General features: G+C 71.5%; 23 protein-coding genes. 14 read left to right on the forward strand and 9 right to left on the reverse strand.

Annotation, left to right across the window (positions count from 1 at the left end; translation table 11 throughout):
• Positions 1 to 41: 41 nt before the first annotated feature.
• The 5 genes from AW270_RS28285 to AW270_RS28305 form a co-directional block, all read right to left on the reverse strand.
• Positions 42 to 1,148: an LLM class flavin-dependent oxidoreductase gene (locus AW270_RS28285; protein WP_061299132.1), complete on the reverse strand. Its 1,107-nt coding sequence runs from the start codon at positions 1,146 to 1,148 to the stop codon at positions 42 to 44.
• Positions 1,145 to 2,119, reverse strand: a complete 975-nt coding sequence (locus AW270_RS28290) for an ABC transporter substrate-binding protein (protein ID WP_061299133.1) — start codon at positions 2,117 to 2,119, stop codon at positions 1,145 to 1,147. The genes AW270_RS28285 and AW270_RS28290 overlap by 4 nt, the downstream gene beginning before the upstream one ends.
• Complete coding sequence (locus tag AW270_RS28295; protein WP_061299134.1) at positions 2,116 to 2,811, reverse strand: ABC transporter ATP-binding protein; 696 nt, start codon at positions 2,809 to 2,811, stop codon at positions 2,116 to 2,118. The genes AW270_RS28290 and AW270_RS28295 overlap by 4 nt, the downstream gene beginning before the upstream one ends.
• Entirely contained in the window at positions 2,787 to 3,608 is an 822-nt protein-coding gene (locus AW270_RS28300; RefSeq protein ID WP_061299135.1) for an ABC transporter permease, read from the reverse strand. The genes AW270_RS28295 and AW270_RS28300 overlap by 25 nt, the downstream gene beginning before the upstream one ends.
• A 63-nt stretch (positions 3,609 to 3,671) precedes the next feature.
• Complete coding sequence (locus AW270_RS28305) at positions 3,672 to 4,259, reverse strand: HD domain-containing protein (protein WP_061299136.1); 588 nt, start codon at positions 4,257 to 4,259, stop codon at positions 3,672 to 3,674.
• 64 nt (positions 4,260 to 4,323) lie between these two features.
• On the opposite strand from AW270_RS28305, the gene AW270_RS28310 reads away from it, so the two are divergent.
• From AW270_RS28310 to AW270_RS28325, 4 genes are all read left to right on the forward strand, one after another.
• The gene (locus AW270_RS28310) at positions 4,324 to 5,187 is read left to right on the forward strand and encodes an AAA family ATPase (RefSeq protein ID WP_061299137.1); all 864 of its coding nucleotides are present in this window, start codon (positions 4,324 to 4,326) and stop codon (positions 5,185 to 5,187) included.
• 135 nt (positions 5,188 to 5,322) lie between these two features.
• A complete protein-coding gene (locus tag AW270_RS28315) occupies positions 5,323 to 6,390 on the forward strand; it encodes a vWA domain-containing protein (protein ID WP_218009367.1) in 1,068 nt (355 codons plus the stop codon).
• Positions 6,383 to 7,486 carry an XdhC family protein gene (locus AW270_RS28320; protein ID WP_061299139.1) on the forward strand — a complete coding sequence of 368 codons (1,104 nt, stop codon included), beginning with the start codon at positions 6,383 to 6,385 and terminating at the stop codon, positions 7,484 to 7,486. The genes AW270_RS28315 and AW270_RS28320 overlap by 8 nt, the downstream gene beginning before the upstream one ends.
• On the forward strand, positions 7,486 to 8,037 hold the full coding sequence (locus tag AW270_RS28325; protein ID WP_061299181.1) for a nucleotidyltransferase family protein: 552 nt from the start codon (positions 7,486 to 7,488) through the stop codon (positions 8,035 to 8,037). The genes AW270_RS28320 and AW270_RS28325 overlap by 1 nt, the downstream gene beginning before the upstream one ends.
• 33 nt (positions 8,038 to 8,070) lie before the next feature.
• On the opposite strand, the gene AW270_RS28330 is transcribed toward AW270_RS28325, so the two are convergent.
• On the reverse strand, positions 8,071 to 8,958 hold the full coding sequence (locus tag AW270_RS28330; protein WP_061299140.1) for an endonuclease/exonuclease/phosphatase family protein: 888 nt from the start codon (positions 8,956 to 8,958) through the stop codon (positions 8,071 to 8,073).
• A 111-nt stretch (positions 8,959 to 9,069) separates the two neighbouring features.
• Here AW270_RS28330 and AW270_RS28335 point away from each other — a divergent pair, with 111 nt between their 5' ends.
• Positions 9,070 to 10,104, forward strand: a complete 1,035-nt coding sequence (locus AW270_RS28335) for an LLM class F420-dependent oxidoreductase (protein ID WP_061299141.1) — start codon at positions 9,070 to 9,072, stop codon at positions 10,102 to 10,104.
• 196 nt (positions 10,105 to 10,300) lie between these two features.
• Complete coding sequence (locus AW270_RS28340; protein ID WP_157522749.1) at positions 10,301 to 10,849, forward strand: SMI1/KNR4 family protein; 549 nt, start codon at positions 10,301 to 10,303, stop codon at positions 10,847 to 10,849.
• 5 nt (positions 10,850 to 10,854) lie between these two features.
• Here the strand turns inward: AW270_RS28340 and AW270_RS28345 are convergent, their stop codons facing one another.
• The gene (locus tag AW270_RS28345) at positions 10,855 to 11,403 is read right to left on the reverse strand and encodes a TetR/AcrR family transcriptional regulator (RefSeq protein ID WP_061299143.1); all 549 of its coding nucleotides are present in this window, start codon (positions 11,401 to 11,403) and stop codon (positions 10,855 to 10,857) included.
• 86 nt (positions 11,404 to 11,489) lie between these two features.
• Here AW270_RS28345 and AW270_RS28350 point away from each other — a divergent pair, with 86 nt between their 5' ends.
• The 8 genes from AW270_RS28350 to AW270_RS28385 all read left to right on the forward strand — a co-directional run bounded on the left by AW270_RS28350 (position 11,490) and on the right by AW270_RS28385 (position 19,435).
• A complete protein-coding gene (locus AW270_RS28350) occupies positions 11,490 to 13,079 on the forward strand; it encodes an MDR family MFS transporter (RefSeq protein ID WP_061299144.1) in 1,590 nt (529 codons plus the stop codon).
• Between the two features lie 40 nt (positions 13,080 to 13,119).
• On the forward strand, positions 13,120 to 14,541 hold the full coding sequence (locus AW270_RS28355; RefSeq protein ID WP_061299145.1) for an AAA family ATPase: 1,422 nt from the start codon (positions 13,120 to 13,122) through the stop codon (positions 14,539 to 14,541).
• Positions 14,542 to 14,578: 37 nt separating this feature from the next.
• Positions 14,579 to 15,613 (forward strand): aminopeptidase P family protein, encoded by a 1,035-nt coding sequence (locus AW270_RS28360; RefSeq protein ID WP_061299146.1) that lies wholly within the window; start codon positions 14,579 to 14,581, stop codon positions 15,611 to 15,613.
• Between the two features lie 30 nt (positions 15,614 to 15,643).
• Positions 15,644 to 16,204 (forward strand): elongation factor P, encoded by a 561-nt coding sequence (gene efp / locus AW270_RS28365; RefSeq protein ID WP_061299147.1) that lies wholly within the window; start codon positions 15,644 to 15,646, stop codon positions 16,202 to 16,204.
• Entirely contained in the window at positions 16,204 to 16,614 is a 411-nt protein-coding gene (nusB, locus tag AW270_RS28370) for a transcription antitermination factor NusB (protein ID WP_061299148.1), read from the forward strand. The genes efp and nusB overlap by 1 nt, the downstream gene beginning before the upstream one ends.
• 57 nt (positions 16,615 to 16,671) lie before the next feature.
• A complete protein-coding gene (locus tag AW270_RS28375) occupies positions 16,672 to 17,367 on the forward strand; it encodes a methyltransferase domain-containing protein (protein ID WP_061299149.1) in 696 nt (231 codons plus the stop codon).
• Positions 17,368 to 17,629: 262 nt separating this feature from the next.
• Positions 17,630 to 18,877, forward strand: coding sequence for a DNA polymerase IV (locus tag AW270_RS28380; protein WP_061299150.1), 1,248 nt, complete (start codon positions 17,630 to 17,632; stop codon positions 18,875 to 18,877).
• Between the two features lie 159 nt (positions 18,878 to 19,036).
• Positions 19,037 to 19,435 carry an SCO2097 family morphological protein gene (locus AW270_RS28385; RefSeq protein WP_061299182.1) on the forward strand — a complete coding sequence of 133 codons (399 nt, stop codon included), beginning with the start codon at positions 19,037 to 19,039 and terminating at the stop codon, positions 19,433 to 19,435.
• A gap of 99 nt (positions 19,436 to 19,534) precedes the next feature.
• On the opposite strand, the gene AW270_RS28390 is transcribed toward AW270_RS28385, so the two are convergent.
• On the reverse strand, positions 19,535 to 22,102 hold the full coding sequence (locus AW270_RS28390; RefSeq protein WP_061299151.1) for a transglutaminase TgpA family protein: 2,568 nt from the start codon (positions 22,100 to 22,102) through the stop codon (positions 19,535 to 19,537).
• The gene (locus tag AW270_RS28395; protein ID WP_061299152.1) at positions 22,102 to 23,340 is read right to left on the reverse strand and encodes a DUF58 domain-containing protein; all 1,239 of its coding nucleotides are present in this window, start codon (positions 23,338 to 23,340) and stop codon (positions 22,102 to 22,104) included. The genes AW270_RS28390 and AW270_RS28395 overlap by 1 nt, the downstream gene beginning before the upstream one ends.
• Positions 23,341 to 23,348 lie beyond the last annotated feature (8 nt).

Raw genomic sequence — 23,348 nt, forward strand, 5'->3', positions numbered from 1 at the left:
GTGATCACAGCGGTGGCCGACGAGTCCCGGCAGGAGGACCGTTAGGCCGCCTTCTGGATGAGCCCTCTGCGCCGCAGCTCCGGCAGCACGCCCTCGCCGAACCAGTAGGCCTCCTCCAGGTGCGGGTAGCCCGACAGGATGAACTCGGAGACGCCGTGGGCGGCGTACTCCTCCAGCAGGTCGGCCACCTCCGCGTGGCTGCCCACCAGCGCCGTTCCAGCGCCGCCGCGCACCAGGCCCACCCCCGCCCACAGGCCCGGGTGGATCTCCAGGTCGCGGGCCTTGCCGCTCTTGAAGCCCTCGTGCAGGGCGAGCATCCGCTTCTGGCCGACCGACTCGCTCGTCGACAGCAGCTTGCGGGCCTTGGCGATGTCGCCGTCGGGGATGCGGGCCAGCAGGCGACCGGCCTCCGCCCACGCCTCGGCGCTGGTGTCTCTGGTGATGACGTGCAGGCGGACGCCGTAGCGCAGCGTGCGTCCTTCGGCGGCGGCGAGTTCGCGGATCCAGCGGAGCTTCTCGCCGACCTGCGCGGGCGGTTCGCCCCACGTCAGGTAGACGTCGGCGTGCCTGGCCGCCACCGGGCCGGCCGCGCCCGAGGAGCCGCCGAAGTAGATCTCGGGGATCGGGTCGGGGGTGGCGGCCACGCGGGCGTCGGTCAGGTCGTAGTAGTTCCCGGCGAAGTCGAAGCCGCCCGCCCACGCGCCGCGCACGGCGGTCAGGAACTCGCCGGTGCGGGCGTACCGCTCGTCCTTGCCCAGGTGGTCGCCGAAGCGGGCCTGCTCGGCGGCCTCGCCGCCGGTCACCACGTTGAGCAGCAGCCGCCCGCCGGAGATGCGCTGGTAGGTCGCGGCCATCTGGGCGGCCAGGGTGGGCGACAGCAGGCCGGGGCGGAACGCCACCAGGAACTTCAGCTTCCTGGTCACCTGGGTGAGCGCGGCCGTCACGAGCCAGGCGTCCTCGCACCAGGTGCCGGTCGGGGTCAGCACCGCCTCGAAGCCGACCTGTTCGGCGGCCCGCGCGATCTGGCCCAGGTAGTCGATCGACGGGGGACGGTATTCGGAGTCGCCGTAGGTGCGGCCCAGGCCGTGGCCGCCGGCCACGATCGAGCGGCCGTCGCCGGTCGTCGGCAGGAACCAGTGGAACCTCACTGGGCCGCCCCCACCACGTCGTTGAACCGCTGGTCGACGAAGTCGGCGAACTTCAGGCCGCCGGGGATGAGGCCTTCGGCGGTGAACGCGTCGGCCATCTCCTGCTCCGAGGCGATCACCGCGTCGTCGATGACGATCGGCGTCATCACCGCGTTGTCGACGGCCGCGTCGGCGACCTCCGGGGGCAGGCCGGTCTCGGCGGCCCACACCTTGGCCCATTCGGGCTTGTGGCTCAGGGCCCACTGGCGGGCCTTGGCGATGCGGGTCAGGAAGTCGCGGACGGCGTCGGTCTTGGTCTCGATGGCCTCGGGGGCGGCGACCTGGAAGTTCAGGCCGTTGGCGTAGCCGGTGCCGTCGACCAGGACCTTCGCCTTGTACTGGAGGAGCGCCTGCGAGGTGAACGGCTCCCAGATCGTCCAGGCGTCGACGGTGCCGCCGGAGAAGGCGGCCAGCGCGTCGGCCGGCTGGAGGTACTGCGGCTGGATGTCGGAGAACTTCAGGCCCTCCTTCTTCAGCACCGACAGCAGGTGGTAGTGGGAGGAACTGCCCTTGGCCACCGCGATCTTCTTGCCCTTGAGGTCGGCCGGGCTGCTCAGCGTCGAGTTCTCCGGCACGATCACCGCCGCGCCCGTCACGTTCTGCTTGAACGCCGCGACGATCTTGATCTTCGAGTTGGCCGCCGCCGCGAAGATCGGGGGAGTGTTGCCCACCCCGCCGATGTCGACCGCCCCGGCGTTGACCGCCTCCAGCAGCGGCGGCCCCGAGGTGAACTGCGCGAAAGTGATCTTGTATGGGGTCCCGTCAAGCAGCCCGGCCGCCTTCAGCAGCGCCTGGGAACCGGCCTTCTGGTCACCCACGCGCAGCTCGACCTGCCCCGGCGCGGCCGCGGGCGCCGCCGCGTCGTCGCCCGTCCCGCAGCCGGCCAGCGTGGCCACGAGGACGGCGACGGCGGCGAGGACTCTTCTTCTCATGATCTTCCTTCTGGTGAGACGCCGAGTGCGGCGAGCAGGGTGGTGCGCAGCGCGACCAGGTCCGGGTCCTCGCGGTGGCGGGGGCGGTCGGTCGTGATGGGGATGTCGTGGGCGATGCGGCCCTCGTCGAGGACGAGCACCCGGTCGGCCAGCAGCAGCGCCTCGTCGACGTCGTGGGTGACGAGCAGCACGGCGGGGCGGTGCCGGGCCCACAGTTCGAGGACCAGGTGGTGGATGGTGATGCGGGTGAGCGCGTCGAGCGCGGAGAACGGCTCGTCGAGCAGCAGCAGCTCGGGTTCGCGGACCAGCGCGCGGGCCAGGCTGGCCCGCTGGGCCTCGCCGCCCGACAGGGTCAGCGGCCAGGCGCCTGCGCGCTCGGTCAGCCCGACCTCGGCCAGCGCCTCCTTCGCCTTCGACACCGGGGCGTCGAGGCCGAGGGTGATGTTGGCCAGCAGCCGCTTCCACGGCACCAGCCGGGGTTCCTGGAAGGCCACCGCAACCGAGTCGGTGACCTCGATCGTGCCGGTGACCTCGTCGTCGAGCCCGGCCAGCGCCCGGAGCAGGGTGGACTTGCCGGAGCCGCTGCGGCCCAGCAGGGCGGTGAACTCGCCGTCGCGCAGTTCCAGGTCGATCGAGTCGAGCACGACCCGGTCGCCGAACGCGCGCGCTACGCCAGAAAGCCGCGTCGCCATGCCAGCGCCCTCCGTTCGAGAAGCCGTACCAGGGAGTCGGTGGCCAGGCCCAGGGCGCTGTAGACGAGCAGCCCGACCACGATCACGTCGGTGCGCAGGAACTCGCGGGCGTCGTTGATCATGTAGCCGAGGCCGGTGGTCGCGTTGACCTGCTCGGCCACGATCAGCGCCAGCCAGGCCACGCCGAGGGCCTGCCGCAGCCCGACGAGCGTCTGGGGGAGCGCGCCCGGCAGCACGATGTGCCGGATGAGCCGGCCGCGCGACAGCCGCAGCGTCTTGGCGACCTCGGCGAGCTTGCCGTCGACGCCGCGGATGCCGGAGAAGGTGTTGAGGTAGAGGGGGAAGGACACCGCGAGGGCGACCAGCAGGATCTTCGGTTCCTCGCCGATGCCGAACCAGAGGATGAACAGCGGGATCAGCCCGAAGAACGGCAGCGCGCGCAGCATCTGCATGATCGGGTCGACCGCGTTCTCACCGGCCCGGCTCAGCCCCGCGACCACGGCCAGCAGGACGCCGATCGTCCCGCCGACCGCGAACCCGATGAGGACCCGCTGGAGCGAGACCCCGACGGCGGTCGGCAGCGTGCCCGCTTGGGTCAGGTCGACGGCGGTGGCGGCGATGGTGGCGGGGGCGGCCAGCAGACGTTCGGGGAGCAGCCCCGTCGCGCTGGCGAGCTGCCAGACCACGAGCAGGGCGAGCGGGCTCAGCCAGCGATGCCACGCGGTGACGCGGCGCCTGGGCGCTTTCGGCGTGGCGCGCGCCTTCTCTACCGGGCGCGCCAGCTCGACGACGGACATACGGGAACCTCGCAGAGAGCGGTGAGTGGACCGCCCTCAGAGTTACCCATATTTCCTACCAAGTCAATCGGTAATACCGCGAATCTCCCGGGCGAGGTTCTGCCGGGCCTGACGTTCCCACAGGTCCCGGGCGGTTTCGGTGCCGTAGAGAGGGCCGTCGAGAAGCCTGCGGAGCACGGCGGCCCGGCCCACCCGGAAGAGGGGGTCGGGGACGTGCCGGTACTCCTGCCGGATCGCGGCGGCGTAGGCGTCGTAGGTGTCCGGGTCCTGGCCGAGCACGGCCAGGTCGGCGTCGCACAGCACCGCCGCGTCGAGATCGTCCTCCTCGTACGCGTGCGTCGCCGTCACCCGGACCAGCCGCGCGACCTCCAGGGCGACGGGCAGGTCCAGGGCGATCAGGCGTGACTGCGCGAGCTGGGCGCTGCGGTCCTCGTCGACGCCCGGCCGGCCGTCGTAGACGGCGTCGTGGAACCAGGCGGCCAGCCGGACCGCGCGCGGATCCCGCGCGTGGACCTGGATCACGTCGATCGCGGCCAGGACCGCGTTCAGGTGGGTGGTGGTGTGGTAGCGGCGGTGGGGCTCCGCCCATCGTGCGGACAGCTCCGCGAGCAGGGCGCGCCCCGCCGCCGAGTCGGGGAAATCCTGCGTCACCCGGGCGAACCTACCAAGCCGGACGGGCGGAGATCTTCGGCACGCTCCGAAGTAGCCTGGACAGGTGGAAATCGACTCCCCGGAGACCCTGCGCGGCCTCCTCGAACAGCGCGACTACCTCGCCGGCACCGGCTTGGCGACCGCCGCCTTCCTGGCCCTGCGCATGGGCCGGCCGCTGTTCCTCGAAGGGGAGGCCGGGGTCGGCAAGACCGAACTCGCCAAGACCCTCGCGGGCGTCGTCGGCGCGCCGCTGATCCGGCTGCAGTGCTACGAGGGGCTCGACGCCGCCCAGGCCCTGTACGACTGGGACTTCGCCCGCCAGCTGCTGCACCTGAAAGCCGCCGAGGCCGCCGGGATCACCGACGTGAAAGCCCTCGAAGGCGAGATCTACGACCGCCGTTTCCTCATCGCCCGGCCGCTGTTGCAGGCCCTCGAATCGCAGCCCGCCGTCCTTCTCGTGGACGAGATCGACCGCGCCGACGACGAATTCGAGGCCTTTCTCCTGGAGGTCCTCTCTGACTTCACCATTTCCATTCCCGAACTCGGCACCATTCGGGCCGCCTCCCCGCCTTTGGTGATCCTGACCTCGAACCGCACCCGCGAGGTCCACGACGCCCTCAAGAGGCGCTGTCTCTACCATTGGCTGGACCATCCGGGATTCGACCGCGAAGTGGCCATTCTCCTGCGCAGGCTCCCTCTGTGCACGTCGCTTCTGGCCGAGCAGGTGGCCCGCGCGGCGGCCCGGCTCCGCGCCGCCGACCTGCTCAAACCGCCCGGCATCGCGGAGACGCTCGACTGGGCCGAGGCGCTGCTGACGCTCGGGGCCGACCGGCTGGACCCCGAACTCGCGGCGGTCACCCTGGGGGCCGCGCTGAAATACCGGGAAGACCAGCAGACGGCCATGCAGAACGGCCTTCTCGATGCGTGAAAGCGTTTCTCGTCGCGGGGCGAACCGGGAGCGGCCAGCCGGTCGCCGCGCTGATCGGCGACGGTGGGCGGGGTCGGCCAGGCGGAGCCGTAACGGAATGAGAAGACCATGAACGGCGGAGAAATTCTGCCGGTGATGGTGGGATTCGCGCGCACGCTCCGGGCCGCCGGAGTGGCGGCCGACCATGAGCGGACCCGCGGATTCCTCACCGCGCTGGAAAATCTCGACGCGGGAAACCGGAAAGACGTCTATTGGGCCGGCCGGCTGACCCTGTGCGCGCGGCCCGACGACATCCCCCGCTACGACCGCTGTTTCGCCGCCTATTTCGACGGCCGCCCCTTGCCCGCGTCATCGGCCCCCACGGTCACGGTCACCCGCTACACCGCCTCACCCGACGGCGCGGAGCGGAGCGCGGGGGAGCCGGCCACCGCCGCCACCGCCAGCACCCTGGAGATCCTCCGGGGCCGCGACGTCGCCTCGCTCACGCCGCAGGAGCGCGCCGAGATCAACCGGCTGCTCGCCCTGATGCGCACCGGCCGGCAGCAGCGCGCCTCCCGCCGCCTGGTCCCGTCGAAGCAGGGGCGTCTGGACCCCCACCGCATCGTCCGCGAGGCCATGAAGAGAGGCGGCGAGCCCGCCCGGCTGCGGTTCCGGGACCGCCGGAGGAAGCCGCGGCGGGTCGTGCTCCTCGTCGACGTCAGCGGGTCGATGGCGGCCTACGCCGACACCCTGCTCAGGCTCGCGCACGCCGTCGTCCGGTCGGCCCCCCGCGCCACCGAGGTCTTCTCGGCCGGGACCCGGCTCACCCGGCTCACCGCCGAACTCCGCCTCCGCGACGCCGCCGTCGCCATGGACCAGGTCTCCCGCGCCATCCCCGACTGGAGCGGCGGCACCCGGCTGGGGGAGGAGCTGCGGGCTTTTCTCCGGTTTCCCGACGCGCGGGGCGCGATCGTGGTGATCGCGTCCGATGGATGGGAACGTGGTGATCCGTCCCTGCTCGGCGCCCAGATGGGGCGGCTGAGCAGGATGGCCCACCGGGTCATCTGGGTTAACCCCCATAAGGGAGACCCGGCCTATCGGCCCCTCACCGGGGGGATGCGGGCGGCCCTGCCGTACATCGACGACTTGGTGGCCGGGCACAGCCTGGCCGCCTACGAGGAGCTGGCCGGGCTCCTCGCGGGAAGGAGAGCCGGTCATGCGTGACATCCTTTCGCAGGTCAACCGCTGGTGGGCGGCCGACCAGGGCACGTTCGGCCTGGCCACGGTCGTCGGCACGTTCCGCAGCGCGCCACGCCAGCCCGGCGCCGCGATGGCCGTGCTCGGCGAAGAGGCGGTCGGCAGCGTGTCGGGCGGCTGCGTCGAGGGCTCGGTCTACGAGCTCGCCCAGGAGGTCGTCGCCTCCGGCACCCCCGTCCTCCAGCGCTACGGGGTGAGCGACGACGACGCCTTCGCCGTCGGCCTGACCTGCGGGGGCATCATCGACGTCTTCGTCGAGCCGGTCTCCAGGGACGACTACCCCGAGCTGGGGGAGATCGCGGCGTCCATCGAGAAGCGCGTCCCGGTGGCGGTGGCGACCATACTGTCCGGCCCCGGGCGGGCGGGCGCCCGCCGCGTCGTCTGGACCGACCACGTCTCGGGCACCCTGGGCTCCGCGCGGCTGGACGCGGCCGTCGACGACGACGCCAGGGGCATGCTCGCCCAGGGGGCGACCGGCGTCCGGCGCTACGGCCGCCACGGGGAGCGCCGCCTCGACGACCTGCAGGTGTTCGTCCAGTCGTTCGCGCCGCCGCCCAGGATGCTGGTGTTCGGGGCGATCGACTTCGCGGCGGCGGTGGCCCGGGTGGGCAAGTTCCTCGGCTACCACGTCGTGGTCTGCGACGCCCGGCCGGTGTTCGCGACCGTCAAACGCTTCCCCGACGCCGACGAGGTCGTGGTGAAGTGGCCGCACGACTACCTGTCCCACGCCTCGGTCGACGAGCGCACCGTGATCTGCGTGCTGACCCACGACCCGAAGTTCGACGTGCCGCTGCTGGAGGTGGCGCTGCGCACCCCCGCCGCCTACGTGGGCGCGATGGGCTCGCGCCGCACCCACGACGACCGGATCGCCCGCCTGCGCGAGATCGGCCTGACCGACGTCGAGCTGTCCCGGCTGCGCTCGCCGATCGGGCTGGACCTGGGGGCGCGCACCCCCGAGGAGACCGCCGTCTCGATCGCGGCCGAGCTGATCCAGCTCCGGTGGGGCGGCTCGGGCCGTCCGCTGACCACAACCGACGGCCGCATCCACGGCGAGCTCGCGTGATCACCGGCCTGCTGCTGGCCGCCGGGGCTGGCCGCCGCTTCGGCCGACCGAAGGCGCTGGTCGAGTTCGAGGGCGAGCGCCTCGTCGACCGGGGCGTCCGCCTGCTGGAGCAGGGCGGATGCCATCCGGTGGTCGTCGTGCTGGGCGCCGCGCCCACTCCCGTACGGGGTGCGGTGACCGTCCTCAACCCCGAGTGGGAGACCGGGATGGGCTCGTCGCTGCGCGTCGGCCTGGAGGCGGTCCCGCCCGAGTCGCTCGCCGTCGTGATCGCCCTGGTCGACCAGCCCTTCATCCGGCCGGGCGCGGTCGAACGCCTCATCGCCGCCTTCCAGGCGGGGGCCGAACTGGCGGTGGCGACCTACTCCGGAGAGCAGCGCAACCCGGTGCTGATCGGGCGCGGCCACATCGAAGACGTGGCCGCCTCGCTGGGAGGGGACGTGGGGGCGCGCCCCTATCTGCGGAAAAACGCTGATCTGGTCACCGAGGTGCCCTGCGACGACGCGGGCGACCCGGCCGACATCGACGAGCCGGGAGATCTGGCGGCCGGCTGAGTCGGGAGATGCTGCCGGTGACCTCCCGGGTGGTCAGAACCTGAGGTCGGCGATGGCCGCGCGGTGGTCGCTGCCGGTGGCCTCGCGGACCTCCGCGAGGGTGGCGTCCATGCCGCGGTAGAGGATGTGGTCGGGCCGGGTGATCGGGAAGCCCGAGGGCCAGGTGAAGCCGAAGCCCGCGCCCGCCTCCTCCTGGGCGTCGCGCAGCGGCGGCACCAGGTTGCCGCGGTTGCGGTCGGTCGTGGCGGTGTTCAGGTCGCCGAGCAGGACGAGCCGGCGGCTCTTGTCCTTGGCGATGACCTCCCCGGCCTCCTTCAGGGTCTTGTCCCGGAACGAGGTCTCGCCGGGGCGGGCGGAGGCGAGGTGCATGACGTACACGGTCACGTCGCCCTTCCCGGTCCGGACGACGGCGCGCAGCGCCCGGGCCCAGCCCAGCCCGACGTCGATCCGTTTGGCGTCGTCGAGGCGGTATTTGCTCCACAGCCCGACCGTCCCGACCTGGAACCGGTGGGGGTAGATGGTGCTCAGCTCCTTGGCGGCCGGACCGCCCGGGGTGAGCTCCTGCACGGCGACCACGTCACGGCCCGCGGCCGCGGCCTGCACCGCCTCGCCGGACATCTCGTTGGACACGCCGACGTTGAGCGTCGCCACGGTGAAGTCGCTGGGCCCGCCGGGCGGCCGGCGCAGCACGCTCGGCCCGAACATCACGGCCCACACCAGCGCCGGGGCCAGCGCCGCCACGACCGCGCCCCGCGACCGGGCCACCGCCGCCAGCGCGACCATCGGGACGATCGCCACCCCGAGCCAGGGCAGCCCGCTCTCCAGCACCGGCGTCACCCCGCCGAGCGCGGGCAGCAGGCGGTGCCCGGCCAGTATCGCCGCGAGCGCCACCGCGAGCACAGCCACCACACGAGCCAGCAAGATCCCTCCCCTGCCGGGAAAGTGTAAGGGCACCCATATACGGAGGGCGTGAGCCGACATGTACCCTCGGAGTCCCGTACTACCGGAACAACATTCGGTCCAGGAGGATCTATGCGGATCGGGATGGCCCTGAGCTATTCGGGCGGTTTCAAGGAGACCGTCGCCGAACTGGCCGACTACGAGAAGGCCGGCCTCGACATCGTGTTCGTCGCCGAGGCCTACAGCTTCGACGCGGTCAGCCAAATGGGGTACATCGCCGCCAGGACCGAGCGTCTGGAGATCGCCTCCGGCATCCTGCCGGTCTACTCGCGCACCCCCGCGCTGCTGGCCATGACGGCCGCCGGCCTCGACTACGTCTCCGACGGCCGCTTCACCCTGGGCCTCGGCGCGTCGGGCCCGCAGGTGATCGAGGGCTTCCACGGCGTGCCCTACACGGCCCCCCTGGGCCGCACCCGCGAGGTGATCGAGATCGCCCGCAAGGTCTGGAAGCGCGAACGCCTCGAATACCAGGGCAAGCACTACACGATGCCCCTCCAGGGCGGCACCGGCCGCGGCAAGCCGCTGAAGCTGATCAACGCCCCGGTCCGCGAGCGCATCCCGATCGTGGTGGCCGCCATCGGCCCCAAGAACGTGGAACTGGCCGCGGAAATGGCCGAGGGCTGGCTGCCCATTTTCTACATGCCGGAGAAGGCCGCCGACGTGTGGGGTTCGTCCCTGGCGGCAGGCGAGGCCAAGCGCGCCGAGGAACTGGGGTCCCTCGACGTCATCGCCACCGCCACCCTGGCGATCGGCGACGACGTGAGCGGCCTGCTGGAGTTCGGCCGCCCGATGGCGGCGCTCTACATCGGCGGCATGGGCGCCAAGGGCAAGAACTTCTACAACGACCTCGCCGTCCGCTACGGCTACGAGAAGGAGGCGGCCGGCATCCAGGACCTCTACCTGGCCGGCAAGAAGGAGGAGGCCGCCGCCCTGGTGCCCTACGACCTCCTGGAGAAGATGTCCCTGATCGGCAGCGAGGGCTTCGTCCGCGACCGCCTGGCCGCGATGAGGGAGAGCGGCGTCACCACCATCAACGTGACCCCGATCGGCGCGACCCACGAGGAAAGAGTCCGCCTGATCGAGAAGGTGAAGGAACTCGCCGGCTGAGGACCTGCCTGGGCTTGTCCGGAGAGCCGCGAGAGGCGCTTGCGGGCAGCCGGCTCAGGACCTGCTCGCGTGCCCTTGATCGAGAAGGTCAGGGATCTGACCGGCTCCTAGTCGGAAGGTCCAAGGCGTCTGCCGATCGGGGCGGCCCCGGACCGGTGGCCGAAAACGTCGGCGCCGCCGTCTAGTGTCGCCGACCATGGCTTCCCTGTACGCGTGGTCCACCATCTTCCCGCCGGAGGAAGAGCCGCTGACCGAGCGTTATCCCGACTATCCGTTCACACCGGAGTCGGGCCTTCACGCCGCCGCCGACGAGCCGGCGATTCGGCTGCTCGAAGAGCGGCTGGGCATGGCGTTACCGCCGAGCTATCGCGACTTCCTGCGGTACGCCGACGGGATGGGCGACCCGGACGTGGAGGACGAGATCATGTTCCGGGCGTCCCGAGTCGGCTGGCTCAGAGATCTGGAGCCCGACTGGATCACCCACTTCGGGCCCCGGAGCGGCGACCCGGTCCCGAGCGTGGCCGACGCCGACTACTTCGTCTACGGGCCCGGCCAGAGATCCCATGCCCTGCGGGGAGAGTATCTGCCCAGCACGCTCCTCGTCGGCCACCGAGACGACGGGGTGTACCTCCTCAACCCCGAGGTGGTCACCCCCGACGGTGAGTGGGAGGCCTGGTATCTGGCTCCGTGGCTGCCGGGTGCCGTCCTGGGCAGGTCGTTCTGGGACCTGATGAACGAAATATGAGCGGCTCAGGGCCTGAGGCAGATGGCGAACATCTCGCGCAGGCGTTCCTCGACCTCTTCCACGGCGACCTCTTCGATCACGCCCGGACCGAAGAGGCGGCGTACGGAGCCCGTTCCCAGGATCATCGTGGCGGCCAGTAAGGCGCGCTGCTCCGGGCGCGGGCCCTCCAGCTGGGCCGCGATGCGTTTGACCACGGTCGCCTCCACGTGGGCGTGGAGGATGGCGCGGATCTCCGGGCTGGTGCCCGCGCGGTCGACCATGCGGGTGACGGGCTCGGTCACGCCGCTCTGGAGGCGGACCGCCAGCCGGTGGGCCAGGCGCGAGGCCAGGCCCGCCGGGTCTCCGGCGATCACCGCCTCGATCGTCGAGCCGGTCGCCAGGGCCTCGGCGAAGAGAGCCGCTTTCGTACCGAAATAGCGGTTGACCAGGGCCACGTTGGCTCCGGCCTCGGACGCGATCATGCGCATGGTCACCTGGTCGTAGCCGTGTTCGGCGAACAGGTCGCGCGCGGCCTCCAGGATCCTGCGGCTGGTCGCCTCCCGGTCTCTCGTCACGGAGGGAATATTAGCTGCGTTTGACAAGTAAACAAGCGTCTACTAACTCTGTTGTGGAGCTTTCTTTACACGGGGGGACGCCGGCTTTGACTCTCTTGGACGCACCACAACGGACCTACACCCATCGCCAGGTCCTGGAGATTCTCTCGGGACTCCTCCTCGCGCTGATGACCTCGATGCTCTCCACGTCGGTCGTCGGCACCGCCCTTCCCACGATCGTGGGCGACCTCGGCGGCCAGGAGCAGCTCTCGTGGGTGGCCAGCGCGACCCTCCTGACCATGACCGTCTCCACCCCGCTCTGGGGCAAGCTGTCGGACATCTTCGGCCGCAAGCGCCTGTTCCAGATCGCCCTCGGCCTGTTCGTGGCCGCCTCGGTGGTGGCGGGCCTGTCGCAGAACATCGGCATGCTCATCGCGGCCCGCGCGGTCCAGGGGCTCGGCACGGGCGGTCTGTCCGCCCTCACCCAGGTGATCCTGGGCGACATCGTGCCGCCCCGGGAGCGGGGGCGTTACTCCGGCTACGTCGGCGCGGTCTTCGGCATCTCGACCGTGGCCGGGCCGCTGCTGGGCGGGTTCATCGTCGACACCGACTGGCTCGGCTGGCGCTGGTGCTTCTACGTCTGCGTGCCGCTCGCGGTCGTGGCGTTCGCGGTGGTCCAGCGGGTGCTCAGGTTCGACCACGAGAGCCGGGACGCCCGCATCGACTGGTGGGGGGCCACCACGCTGACCGGCGGCGCGACCGCCCTCATGCTGCTGCTCTCGTTCGGCGGCCACGAGTTCGAGTGGAACTCCGCGTGGACCTACGCCCTGGGCGCGCTCACCGTCGTGCTGGTCGCAGGCGCCGTGGTGGCCGAGCGGGCGGCGTCGTCGCCGATCCTGCCGCCCCGGCTGTTCCGCAACCGCACGTTCGTGCTGACGAGCATCGCCTCCCTCCTCGTCGGCGTCGCCCTGTTCGGCGCGATGATCTACCTGCCGCAGTTCCTCCAGATCGTCAAGGGCATGTCGCCCACCGAGTCGGGGCTGATGACCCTCCCGATGGTGGTCGGGCTTTTCCTCAGCTCGATCGTCTCCGGCAGGATCGCGTCGTCGACCGGGCGGTGGAAGGCGTTCCCGGCGGTGGGCCTGGTGCTGGTCGCGATCGGGCTGTTCCTGCTGTCGCGGCTCCACGTCGACTCCAGCGCGCTGGAGATCGGCGTCTACATCACGATCATGGGCGCGGGCCTGGGCATGACCATGCAGATGCTGGTCCTGGCCGCCCAGAACGCCTCCAGCCGCCAGGACATGGCCGTCAGCACCTCCGGCGTCACCTTCTTCCGCAGCCTCGGCGGCGCGGTCGGCGTGGCGGCCTTCGGGGCGATCCTCACCAACCGGGTCAAGGACGAACTGGCCCTCCGTCTCGGCAGCGCCGGCGGCGCGCCCGCGCTGGGCACGCCGGAGGCCATCCACGGGCTGCCGCCGCAGGTGGTGAAGGCGGTGCTGGAGTCGTACACGGAGGCGATGCAGACCGTCTTCCTGGTCGGGGTCCCGGCCGCGGTGCTCGGCGTGGTCGCGGTCCTGTTCCTCAAGGAGGTGCCGCTGCGCGGGCGCGGCGGCCCAGAGACCACCCCGGACACCGCCCCGGGGCCCGAGGCGGGCCGGCACAGCAGGCACGGCCGGCACGAGCGCAGCCGCGTCTAAAGCCGTTGCGCCGCCCGGCACCCCCCGGAACCATGGCCGGGTGACGTCAATCGACTCGCACGACGCCCGCGCGCTGGCCGAGAGCCTCCGCCGGGTCTACGACGCGGTCGCGGAACGGGTGACCGAGGAGAACGCCACCTCGCCGCTCGCCGCCATGGTCACCGGCCACCTGGGCCGGCCCGTCGGCGAGGTCGTCGTGGTCGAGGAGAAGTTCCGTCTCTTCGAGCACGCCGCCCTCCAGCTCGCCGCCGACGCCTACCTGCGCGCCCACAGCCCCGGCGCCGAGTGGTTCGGCGTCGTCGGCGCCGACCGGCGCTGGGAGAGCCTGATCAACATGGTCACCCACGCCATGAAGTCGGGCGGGGTCCTGCTGGGCCGCCCCGACTACGCGGTCGCCTCCGTCGGCCCCGACGACACCACCGACGTGATCCAGCTCGGCATGGTGTGCACCCGCGCCCCCGACGGCTCTCCGGTGGTCATGGCGGTCAGCAACCGCGAGGACTACACCAAGTACGCCCTGCTGACCGTGCTCGCCACCGAGCGCGCGGCGGCGGCGGCCGTCCGCGAGGAGATCGGCCGTCTGAAGGACGAGCTCGACCCGCTGCGCGGCCAGGTGGTCAGCTTCGGCTTCAGCGAGCACCGCGAGAACGAGCTGCTCACCTTCATCCCCCGGGCCGGCCTCACCCCCGAGGAGGTGGTGCTGCCCGAGGGCCGCCTGGAGGCCGTGGAGGAGCACGTCGTCGGCATCGGCCGGCAGGCCGACCGGCTGCGCGAGGCGGGCCAGCACCTGCGCCGGGGCCTGCTGCTCTACGGCCCGCCCGGCACCGGCAAGACCCACACCGTGCGCTACCTGATCGGCCGCCGCCCCGAGAGCACCGCCATCCTGATGACCGCCGAGGGCATGACGAAGATCGACTTCGCGGTGGCCCTGGCCCGGCGGCTCCAGCCGTCGATCGTGGTCATCGAGGACGTCGACCTCATCGCCGAGGACCGCTCCCAGTACGAGACCAGCCCCCTGCTGTTCGCCCTCCTCGACGCGATGGACGGCGTCGCCGGCGACGCCGACGTGACCTTCCTCCTCACCACCAACCGCGTCGCCGCCCTGGAGGCGGCCCTGCTCCAGCGCCCCGGCCGGATCGACCTGGCTGTGGAGGTCCCGCTCCCGGACGCCGCCGCCCGCGACCGCCTGGTCCGCCTCTACGCCCGCAACCGGCCGATCAAGGCCGACGTGGCGGCGGTCGTCGCGGCGACGGAGGGCGTCACCGCCTCCTACATCAAGGAACTGCTCAGGCGGGTCGTCCTGACGGCTCTCCAGACCGGCGAGCACGCCCTCACCGACGACCACTTCACCACGGTGCTGACCCGGATGACCGGGGACGGCGAGTCGCTCACCCGGGCCCTCCTCGGCGGCGCCCCCGCGCAGCCACGCGTCAAGGCCCGCCTCGAACCCCCCGCCTGCTGACCACCCTCCCGATTCCGGAATGTCCTAGATTCCAACCATGAGTTTCGCGGAACGCCGTGCCCGTCTGGCCGCTCTCCTCGCCGAGCGCGGCCAGGCCGGCCTCCTGGTCACCCGGCCCGTCAACGTGCGCTACCTGACCGGCCTGGCCAGCTCCAACGCCGCCGTGCTGGTGCGGGCCGACGCGACCGCCGTCCTCGCCACCGACTCCCGCTACATCGAGACGGCCCGGTCGTGCGAGGGCGTCCACCTGAAGGAGACCCGCGACGTCGCGGGCGACCTCCTCGAACCCGGCGCGGCCGTCGAGGCCCACCACCTGACCGTCGCCGAATACCACCGCCTCGGCGGCGCCGCGCCGCTGACCGAGGGCCTGGTCGAGGACCTGCGCCGCGTCAAGGACGACACCGAACTCGCCGCCCTGGCCCGCGCCTGCGCCCTCACCGACGAGGCGTTCTCGCTGGTCATCGGGCAGATCGCGGAGGGCATGACGGAACGCGAGATCGCCCGCGGGCTCGACTTCCGGATGATGGAGCTCGGCGCCGACCGTCCCGCTTTCGACACGATCGTCGCGAGCGGACCCAACGGCGCCGTCCCGCACCATTCGCCCGGGGATCGCCCAGTGCGCAAGGGCGACCTGATCACCATGGACTTCGGCGCCCTGTACGCCGGCTACCACGCCGACATGACCAGGACCGTGGCCCTGGGCGAGCCGTCGGACTGGCAGCGCGAGATCTACACCCTCGTCCACGACGCCCAGGCCGCCGGACGCGCCGCCGTCCGGCCGGGCGCCACCGCCGGGGAGATCGACTCGGCCGCCCGCGGGATGATCGCCGCAGCCGGGTACGGCGACCGCTTCGGGCACGGTCTGGGGCACGGCGTCGGTCTGGAGATCCACGAGGAGCCGTTCCTCGGCCCCGGCAGGACCGGTAGACTAGAGGATCGAGTTCCGATCACCGTCGAACCCGGGGTCTACCTGCCGGGGTTGGGCGGCGTGCGCATCGAGGACACGCTCGTGACGCGTGACCCATTGCCGGAACCACTCACACTCACCACCAGGGAGCTGCTCGTCCTGTGAGCGGCCCGCACGCAGGAGAAGAGATCTCACGTGGCGACCACGAACGACCTGAAGAACGGACTCGTGCTCAAACTCGACGGCGGCGACCTCTGGTCCGTCGTTGAGTTCCAGCACGTCAAGCCCGGCAAGGGCGGCGCGTTCGTCCGAACGAAGCTGAAGAACGTGAAGTCCGGCAAGGTCGTCGACAAGACCTTCAACGCCGGCGTGAAGGTCGACGTCGCGACCGTCGACCGCCGCGAGATGCAGTTCTCCTACATGGACGGCGACGACTTCGTCTTCATGGACACCGAGACCTACGACATGATCAACGTCTCCCGGGTGGCCGTCGGCGACGCCGCCGACTACCTGCTGGAGAACATGCTCGCCAAGCTCGCCATCAACGAGGGCAACGTCCTCTACGTCGAGCTCCCCGCCGCCGTCGACCTGATCATCGCCGAGACCGAGCCCGGCCTCCAGGGCGACCGCTCGACCGGCGGCACCAAGCCCGCCAAGCTCGAGACCGGCGCCGAGATCAAGGTGCCGCTGTTCATCACCACCGGCGAGAAGGTCAAGGTCGACACCCGGACCGGCGACTACCTCGGTCGCGCTTGATGTCTGCCCGGGGGAAGGCGCGCAGGCGCGCGCTCGACATCCTCTTCGAGGCCGAGGCACGTGACGAAGACCCGCTGGGCGTTCTCGCCGAGCGGGTCGAGCGGGCCGAGCCGCCGGTCAACGAATACACGGTCTCCCTGGTCGAGGGCGTCGCCGGCCGGCTGGGCCGGATCGACGACCTCATCTCGACCTACTCGGAGGGGTGGACGATGGAGCGCATGCCCGCCGTCGACCGCAACATCCTCCGCGTGGGCACCTACGAGATGCTCTGGTCCGACGAGGTGCCCGAGGGCGTCGTGATCAGCGAGTGGGTGGCGCTGGCCGGCGAGCTGTCGACCGACGAGTCGCCCCAGTTCGTCAACGGGCTGCTGGCCCGTTTCAAGCAGCTCAAGCCGTCCCTGACGCTCTGAGCTCCGGCGGCGGCGTAGGCTTGCGTGCCTACGTCGTCGTCTTTTCGGAGGATCACGGTGCGTGACGCCACGCGGCAGGCCCTCGTCTGGGAGTCCCTTCAGGCGGCCATCGCCGGCAGGTCCGCGCTCGACATCCTCGACGCGGGCGGGGGCACCGGCGGTTTCGCGGTGCCGCTGGCCCGCCTGGGTCACTCGGTGACCGTGGTCGACCCCTCGCCCGACTCCCTGGCCGCGCTGGTCCGCCGCGCCGCCGAGGCGGGCGTCACCGTCACCGGCCTCCAGGGCGACGCCAGTGATCTGGCCGACCTCCTCCCGGCCGCCAGCGCCGACCTGGTCCTGTGCCACAGCGTGCTCGAATACGTCGACGACCCGGCCGCCGCGCTCGCCTCGGTCCACACGGTCGTCCGTCCCGGGGGAGTGGTCAGCGTCCTGGCCGCCAACCCGGTCGCCACCGCCATCCACCGCGCCCTCGCGGGCAACTTCGCCGAGGCCGCCGACGTCCTGCGCACCGGCACCTGGGGCGACAAGGACCCCACCCCCCGCCGCTTCACCGGCGACACCCTCGTGGCCCTGCTGAGCAAGTCCGGCTTCACCGTGGGCGAGGTCCAGGGCGTCCGCGTCTTCACCGACCTGGTCCCCAGCCGCTTCGCCGAAGACGACCCCGACGGCCTGATCGAGCTGGAACGGGCGGCCGCCGCCCACCCCGTCCTGAGGGACATCGCGACCAGGATCCACCTCCTCGCCCATCGATAACGGTTTCAGAAACTCACAAGCCCTTTCTTCCGTCACTGCTCCGGTCTGCGAGACATCACCCCGCCCCACGAGTCCAACCAGGTCTGCTCGTGCCTTTCTAACCAGGTCTGCTCGTGCCTTGCCCGAGCGCGCCGGTGTCTGGACTGAGGAGCGCAGGAGAGCGAAGCGAACGGAGCGACGAGGGAAGACGCCGGCTGAAAGCGCTCGGGCCCGCGCGTGCGGAGCACGCGCAATCAAACACCCGTTCGGTTAGACTCGCGCCATGTCGAGGAAACAGGTGTTGTCGCAGGTCACCACCCCGACCACCCCGACCGAGACGGCCGACGACACCGGCTGCCCGATCCTTCATGTTGACATGGACGCGTTCTTCGCCGCGGTCGAGCTGATCGACCGCCCGGAGCTCAAGGGGACCCCCGTGATCGTCGGCGCGGCCGGGGCGCGCGGGGTGGTGCTGAGCGCCACCTATGAGGCGCGGAGGTTCGGGGTCCACTCGGCGATGCCGATGACCCGGGCGATGCGCCTGTGCCCGCAGGCCACGGTCATCCCGCCCTCCCACGGCAAATACGGCGCGATCTCCAAGGGCGTCTTCGAGATCTTCCACTCCGTCACCCCGCTGGTGGAGCCGCTCTCGGTCGACGAGGCCTTCCTCGACGTCGGCGGCGCCCGCCGCAGGCTGGGGTCCCCGGTCCAGGTGGCGGCGGCGATCAGGGCCCAGGTGGAGGAGCGTTTCGGGGTGACCTGCTCGGTGGGCGTGGCCCCGTCCAAGTTCGTCGCCAAGCTGGCCTCCCGCCAGTGCAAGCCGAACGGCCTCCTGGTCGTTCCCGCAGACGGGGTCGTCGACTTCCTCCACCCGCTCCCCGTGGCCGCCCTGTGGGGCGTGGGCGAACGCACTGAGCAGGCGCTCACGCGGCTGGGCATCAAAACGGTGGGAGACCTTGCCCGGGTGCCCGTTGCCACGCTCCAGCGCGAGTTCGGGGCCGCCGGGAGCCATCTGGCGGCGCTGGCGTGGGGGCGCGACGAGCGCCGGGTGACCGCCCACGTCCCCGACAAGAGCATCGGCAACGAGGAGACCTTCGCCCACGACGTCGACGACCCGGAAACGATCATGCGGGAGCTGCTCCGGCTGTCCGAGCGGGTCGCCGCCCGGCTCCGCGCCGCCGGTTACGTCGGCCGGACCGTCAGCGTGAAGCTCCGCCGGTCCGATTTCACGACGATCACGCGGTCGCGTACCCTCCGAGAGGCCACAGATGTGGCGAAAGAGATACATACCACCGCTTGCGACCTCTACAGGGCCGCAGGTCTCGATAGAGTGCGGCTGCGACTCGTAGGCGTCCGGATGGAGAACCTCCGCCCGGCCGGCACGGCTACCAGGCAAATCGGCCTGGGAGACCGCGAGGTCGGCTGGCGGGAGGCGGAACAGGCGATGGACAAGGCGATCCGGAGATTCGGCCCGGATGCGGTCCGCCCCGCCTCGCTCGTCCGAAAACGGTTTGGTCCAATGGATCTATGACGTCGCATCCGCATTGGACCGCGCTTGTGGACGTTCTGACCGTTTTCTTTCGCGCACGTCTACAGACTCGTATTCTGGGGATAACCGACCGCAGGGTTCGGACATCCCGTGTCGTCCGTTGCCGTCTTCCCCGTCTTGGGGCCGTCCTTGGGAGGCGCCGTGCCGCTATCTGAGCACGAGCAGCGCTTGCTCGAACAGATCGAGCAGGCCCTCTATGCCGAGGACCCGAAGTGGGCCAATACCGTCCGGATCAGTGACCCACGCAGCCATTACAAGCGCCGCCTGGTGAAGGCCTCCATCGGCTTCGCACTCGGCGTCGTCCTGCTGATGGTCGGCGTCGTGTCCACAGTCATCTGGCTCGGGGTCGCCGGCTTTGTGGTCATGCTCGCCACCTGTCTGTGGGGTCTGTCCAGCTGGAAACGCATGAACGGTTTCCACGGCGACAGCCGCTCCAAGTCGTCCACGCAGCAGCAGGGGCCGGCCGGCCGTCGTGGCCGCCGTCCCGGCTTCATGGAACGCATGGAGGAGCGCTGGCGCCGTCGTAACGACGAGCGCTAGCCGCCACCAGTAACCGCCACCCAGTCATCGCCACAGTAATCGTGGGAACACGGCGGGCCCGGGGCTGACACACCCCGAGCCCGCTCGTTTGTTTCCTCGTTACCGCCGCGACCCCACCTGGGATTCCAGCACGTCGTCCGGGGTCGCGGTCTCGCGTTCCTTCCGCGACGGCCGCAACCGGATGCCCTCCAGGCGGTCGAACCCGTCCAGGATCCGCTCCCCGAGGCCGCGCACCCGCAGCAGCGCCGACATGGGCGCCAGCACCGCCGCGATCCGCCGCCCCCGTGACACCGACGCCGCCAGCCCCCGCCTGACCGCCTTCAGGTCGTCGACCAGAGGCGTGATCTCGCCGGGGGTCCGGGCGTAGCGCAGCTTCTCCTCGCTGGTGGCGATCTTGGTCAGTGCCTTGGCCGCCTCGGTGTCGAGCGGGTAGGCCGCCGTCAGCCGCCGGCCGAGCGCCCGGGGCGTCTCGCTGCCCGCCTTGGGCATGCCCAGGTCGATCAGCGTGTCGCAGAGCTCGGCCCACGCCGCCTCCACAGCCGGGGCCGCGAAGGCGTTCTCCTGCGGCGGGGGCGCGACCGGCTCCTCGGGAGCGGCCCAGACGGAAACGGGCCTCTTGGCGACGGGTTCGCCGCCGATCACCTCGCCGCCGCCCCAGCCGTCGTCCTCGTCGTCCTTCCCCGGCCGCACTACGGGCACTTCCTCGTCCGGCACGGCCGCCGCCCGGTTGAGCACCCGCCGCCGCCACAGCCACAGCACCGCCCGCATGAGCGCGGGGATCAGCGACAGCAGCAGCGCGACGGCCACCCCGATGCCGATCTTCACCCAGAGCGGCGTCTCCTCGGCCGCCGGCAGACCGGTCGGCCCGAGCTCGCGCTCGGCGTTGTCGATGCCCCGGGCCGGGCTGTTGGCGCCCGGCGAGGCCGCCGGGTCACTCGACGGCCTGGCCGACGCCCCGGGGGAGGGGGTCGCCGAGTCGGACTGCGGCAGCGTGTACGACGGCACCCGTGCCGTCGCCTGCCCGAGCCCGCCCGACGGGGTCGGCTCGAAGGTCAGCCATCCGGCGCCCTCGAAGTAGAGCTCCGGCCAGGCGTGCGCGTCGTGGGTCCGGACGATCCACCGGCCCTCCGACTTGGTCCCGCCGGTGTAGCCGATCGACACCCGCGACGGGATGCCCAGGATGCGCGCCATGACGGCGAAGGCGCTGGCGAACTGCTCGCAGTAACCCGCCTTGCCGACCAGCAGGAAGTCGGTCAGCGCGTTCAGCCCCGACCCCCTCGTCTGCAGGTCGTAGGTGAAGCCGCCGGTCCTGGTGAAGAACTCCTGCAGCATCACCGCCCTCTGGTAGTCGGAGGTGGCGCCCTGGGTGACCTGGGCGGCCAGGTCGACCACCGCGGGGTCGATGTCGGCGGGCAGCGTCAGGAACCGGCCCTGCACGTCGATCGGCGCCTGCGGCGCGCTCTCCAGCATCTCCGGCTCGGGCCGCACGTCCTTGCCGATGACCTGATACTCCAGCCCGGCCGCGTCGTCCTCGGTGGAGAACACCATGAGCGTGTTGCGGTCGGCCCGCCAGTCGCCGTCGGCGATGACCTGCGTGGCCGGGTAGGGCAGCGGCAGGAACCGCAGCTCCTCGATGTCCTCGCTGACCGTGATGGTCTGGTCGGTGGCCACGCCCGGGGTCGTCACCGACAGGCCCGGCGGGGGCGGCATGACGCTCTCGCTCACCCGGTCCTCGGGCCGCCCGCGCAGCGAGCTCGACTTGAACTGCTGCCCGTCGAACTCGTCGAGCGAGTAGATGCGCAGGTAGCGCGGCACGTCGTCCTTGGACGTGTACGTCAGCACCGGCGCGTTCACCGGATGCGACAGCTGCCCGCTGAGCTTGGCGATGGCGTCGGGGATGCCGACGTTGCGGCCGCCCGGCCCCAGGCCGTTGCCCACCCCGAACCCGAACGGCGGGTTGGGCGTCAGCGTGGGGATCAGCGCCGGGAGGCCGATGGCCAGCGCCACGGCGGTGACCCCAATGCGCTTGCCCGACAGCACGAGCTTGCCCGCGTCGGGCGTGGTGGTGGTCGTGCGCGAACGGCGTACCAGCACGGCACGCCCCCAGTGGGAGACCCGTTCGCGCCCGTCGGAGACCAGCAGGCCGACGAAACCGAGCGCGCCGATGACGAACGCGGGCCAGGCGATCGGCTCGTTCAAAACGGCGGCCGGGACGGTGAACAGCCCGAGCAGCGGCAGGCCCGCCAGGGCCGCCCGGCGCACCCGCACCGCGAACGCGTCGACCAGCATCGCGATGAACGCGACGCCGCCGGCGGTCAGCAGGCTGATGCCGGTGGTCGACGGGACCGGCGCGGCGAACTTCTGGATCTCGTCCCAGCCGCCCGCCATCAGCTCGGCGATCCGCGCGGTGGAGTCGAAGTTGGGGATGAACCCCCACCAGGCCTCGTCGTGGGCGAAGGCGACCGTCATGAACACGATCGCGGCCAGCGCCATCGCGATCGGCGCGGCGAACGCCGGCTGCGCGAACCGCGACACCAGCACCGCCGCCGCGGTCGTGCAGAGCAGCACGCCCAGCGTCGCCCAGAACCACGAGCCCTCGGAGAACAGCGGATAGAGAGTGAGCGCGACGGCACCGGTGGCGGCCCCCGACGCGATGGGCAGTCGCATCACGCGGCACTCCTCTTGTACGCGGCGTCCGGCCACACCGTCGCCAGCGAGGTCCCGGCGGGCAGCCGCAGCACCCGCCAGCCGCCCGCGGCCAGCACGGCCTGCGCCTGTTCGTGTTCGGGGGAGACCACGTCGGCGCTCCCGCCCTCCCAGGTCGCGACGTCGAGCAGCACCGCGACGCCGGTCATGTGGCCGTGCCGCAGCCGCGCCAGCGCCTGCGCGTCGTCGAGGTCGAGCGCCCCGACCACCGCCACGATCAGTCCTTCGCCGCCGCCCTGCCGCAGCCCGGCGATGCCGTTGGACAGCGACCGCGACTGGCTGTTGCGCACCACCGCGAGCGTGTCGAGCAGGGAGGCCTGCACGCCGCCCTCCATGAGCGGCTGCGCCCCCTGGTCGGTGACCAGCCGCAGCCCGAGGCCCTCGTGCGCGAGGTGCACGCCGATGGAGGCCGCCGCCGAGACCGCGACCTCGAACGACGAGCGCGGCCCCTCGCCCCGGTGGGCGGGCCGCCGCGTGTCGAGCAGGAGCGCGCCGCGGCTCTGCCACTGCTGCTCCTCGCGCCGCACCATCAGCTCGCCGTAGCGGGCGGTGGAACGCCAGTGGACGCGGCGCAAATCGTCGCCCTGCCGGTAGTCGCGCGGCGCGACGTCGTCGTCGCCCGCGGCGGCCACCGATCGTGTACGGCTGTCGCCCCCGCCCGCGAACTCTCCGGACAGGCGCACGTACGGCAGCGGGACGACCTGCGGAATCACCACGAGGGAGTCGGTCGCGGTGAACGTGCGGGCCAGTTCGACCAGCCCGAACGGGTCGGTGATGCGCACCGACAGAGGGCCGATGGAGTAACGCCCGCGCAGGTCCGACCGCACCTTGTAGTCGATCTCGCGGATCCCCTTGGCCTCCACCCGGTCGAGCACGAACCGGGGGCGGGTGCCGAGGGCGTACTGCAGCGTGTCCTCGACGAGGAGCAGGCCGGTGGGCAGCCGGGTCACGTTCTCCAGCCGCAGCGTGACCGTGCTGTCGTTGCCGGCCTCGACCCGGGAGGGGTCGAGACGGCGCGCGCAGCTCAGCCGGTAACGGGTCCGCGCCACGACCATGACGGCCAGCAGCGGCAGCGCGACGATCAGGATCGCCACGCGGACGAGGTCGTGCTCCCCGAGCAGGAAGGCGCACACCAGGGCGGCGATCCCGGACGCGAGGAACGACCTGCCCCGGGCGGTGAGCGCCCTGAGTCCGGTCATAAAGAGGA

It is taken from the genome of Herbidospora cretacea (assembly GCF_001570605.1).
GTDB lineage: Bacteria > Actinomycetota > Actinomycetes > Streptosporangiales > Streptosporangiaceae > Herbidospora > Herbidospora cretacea.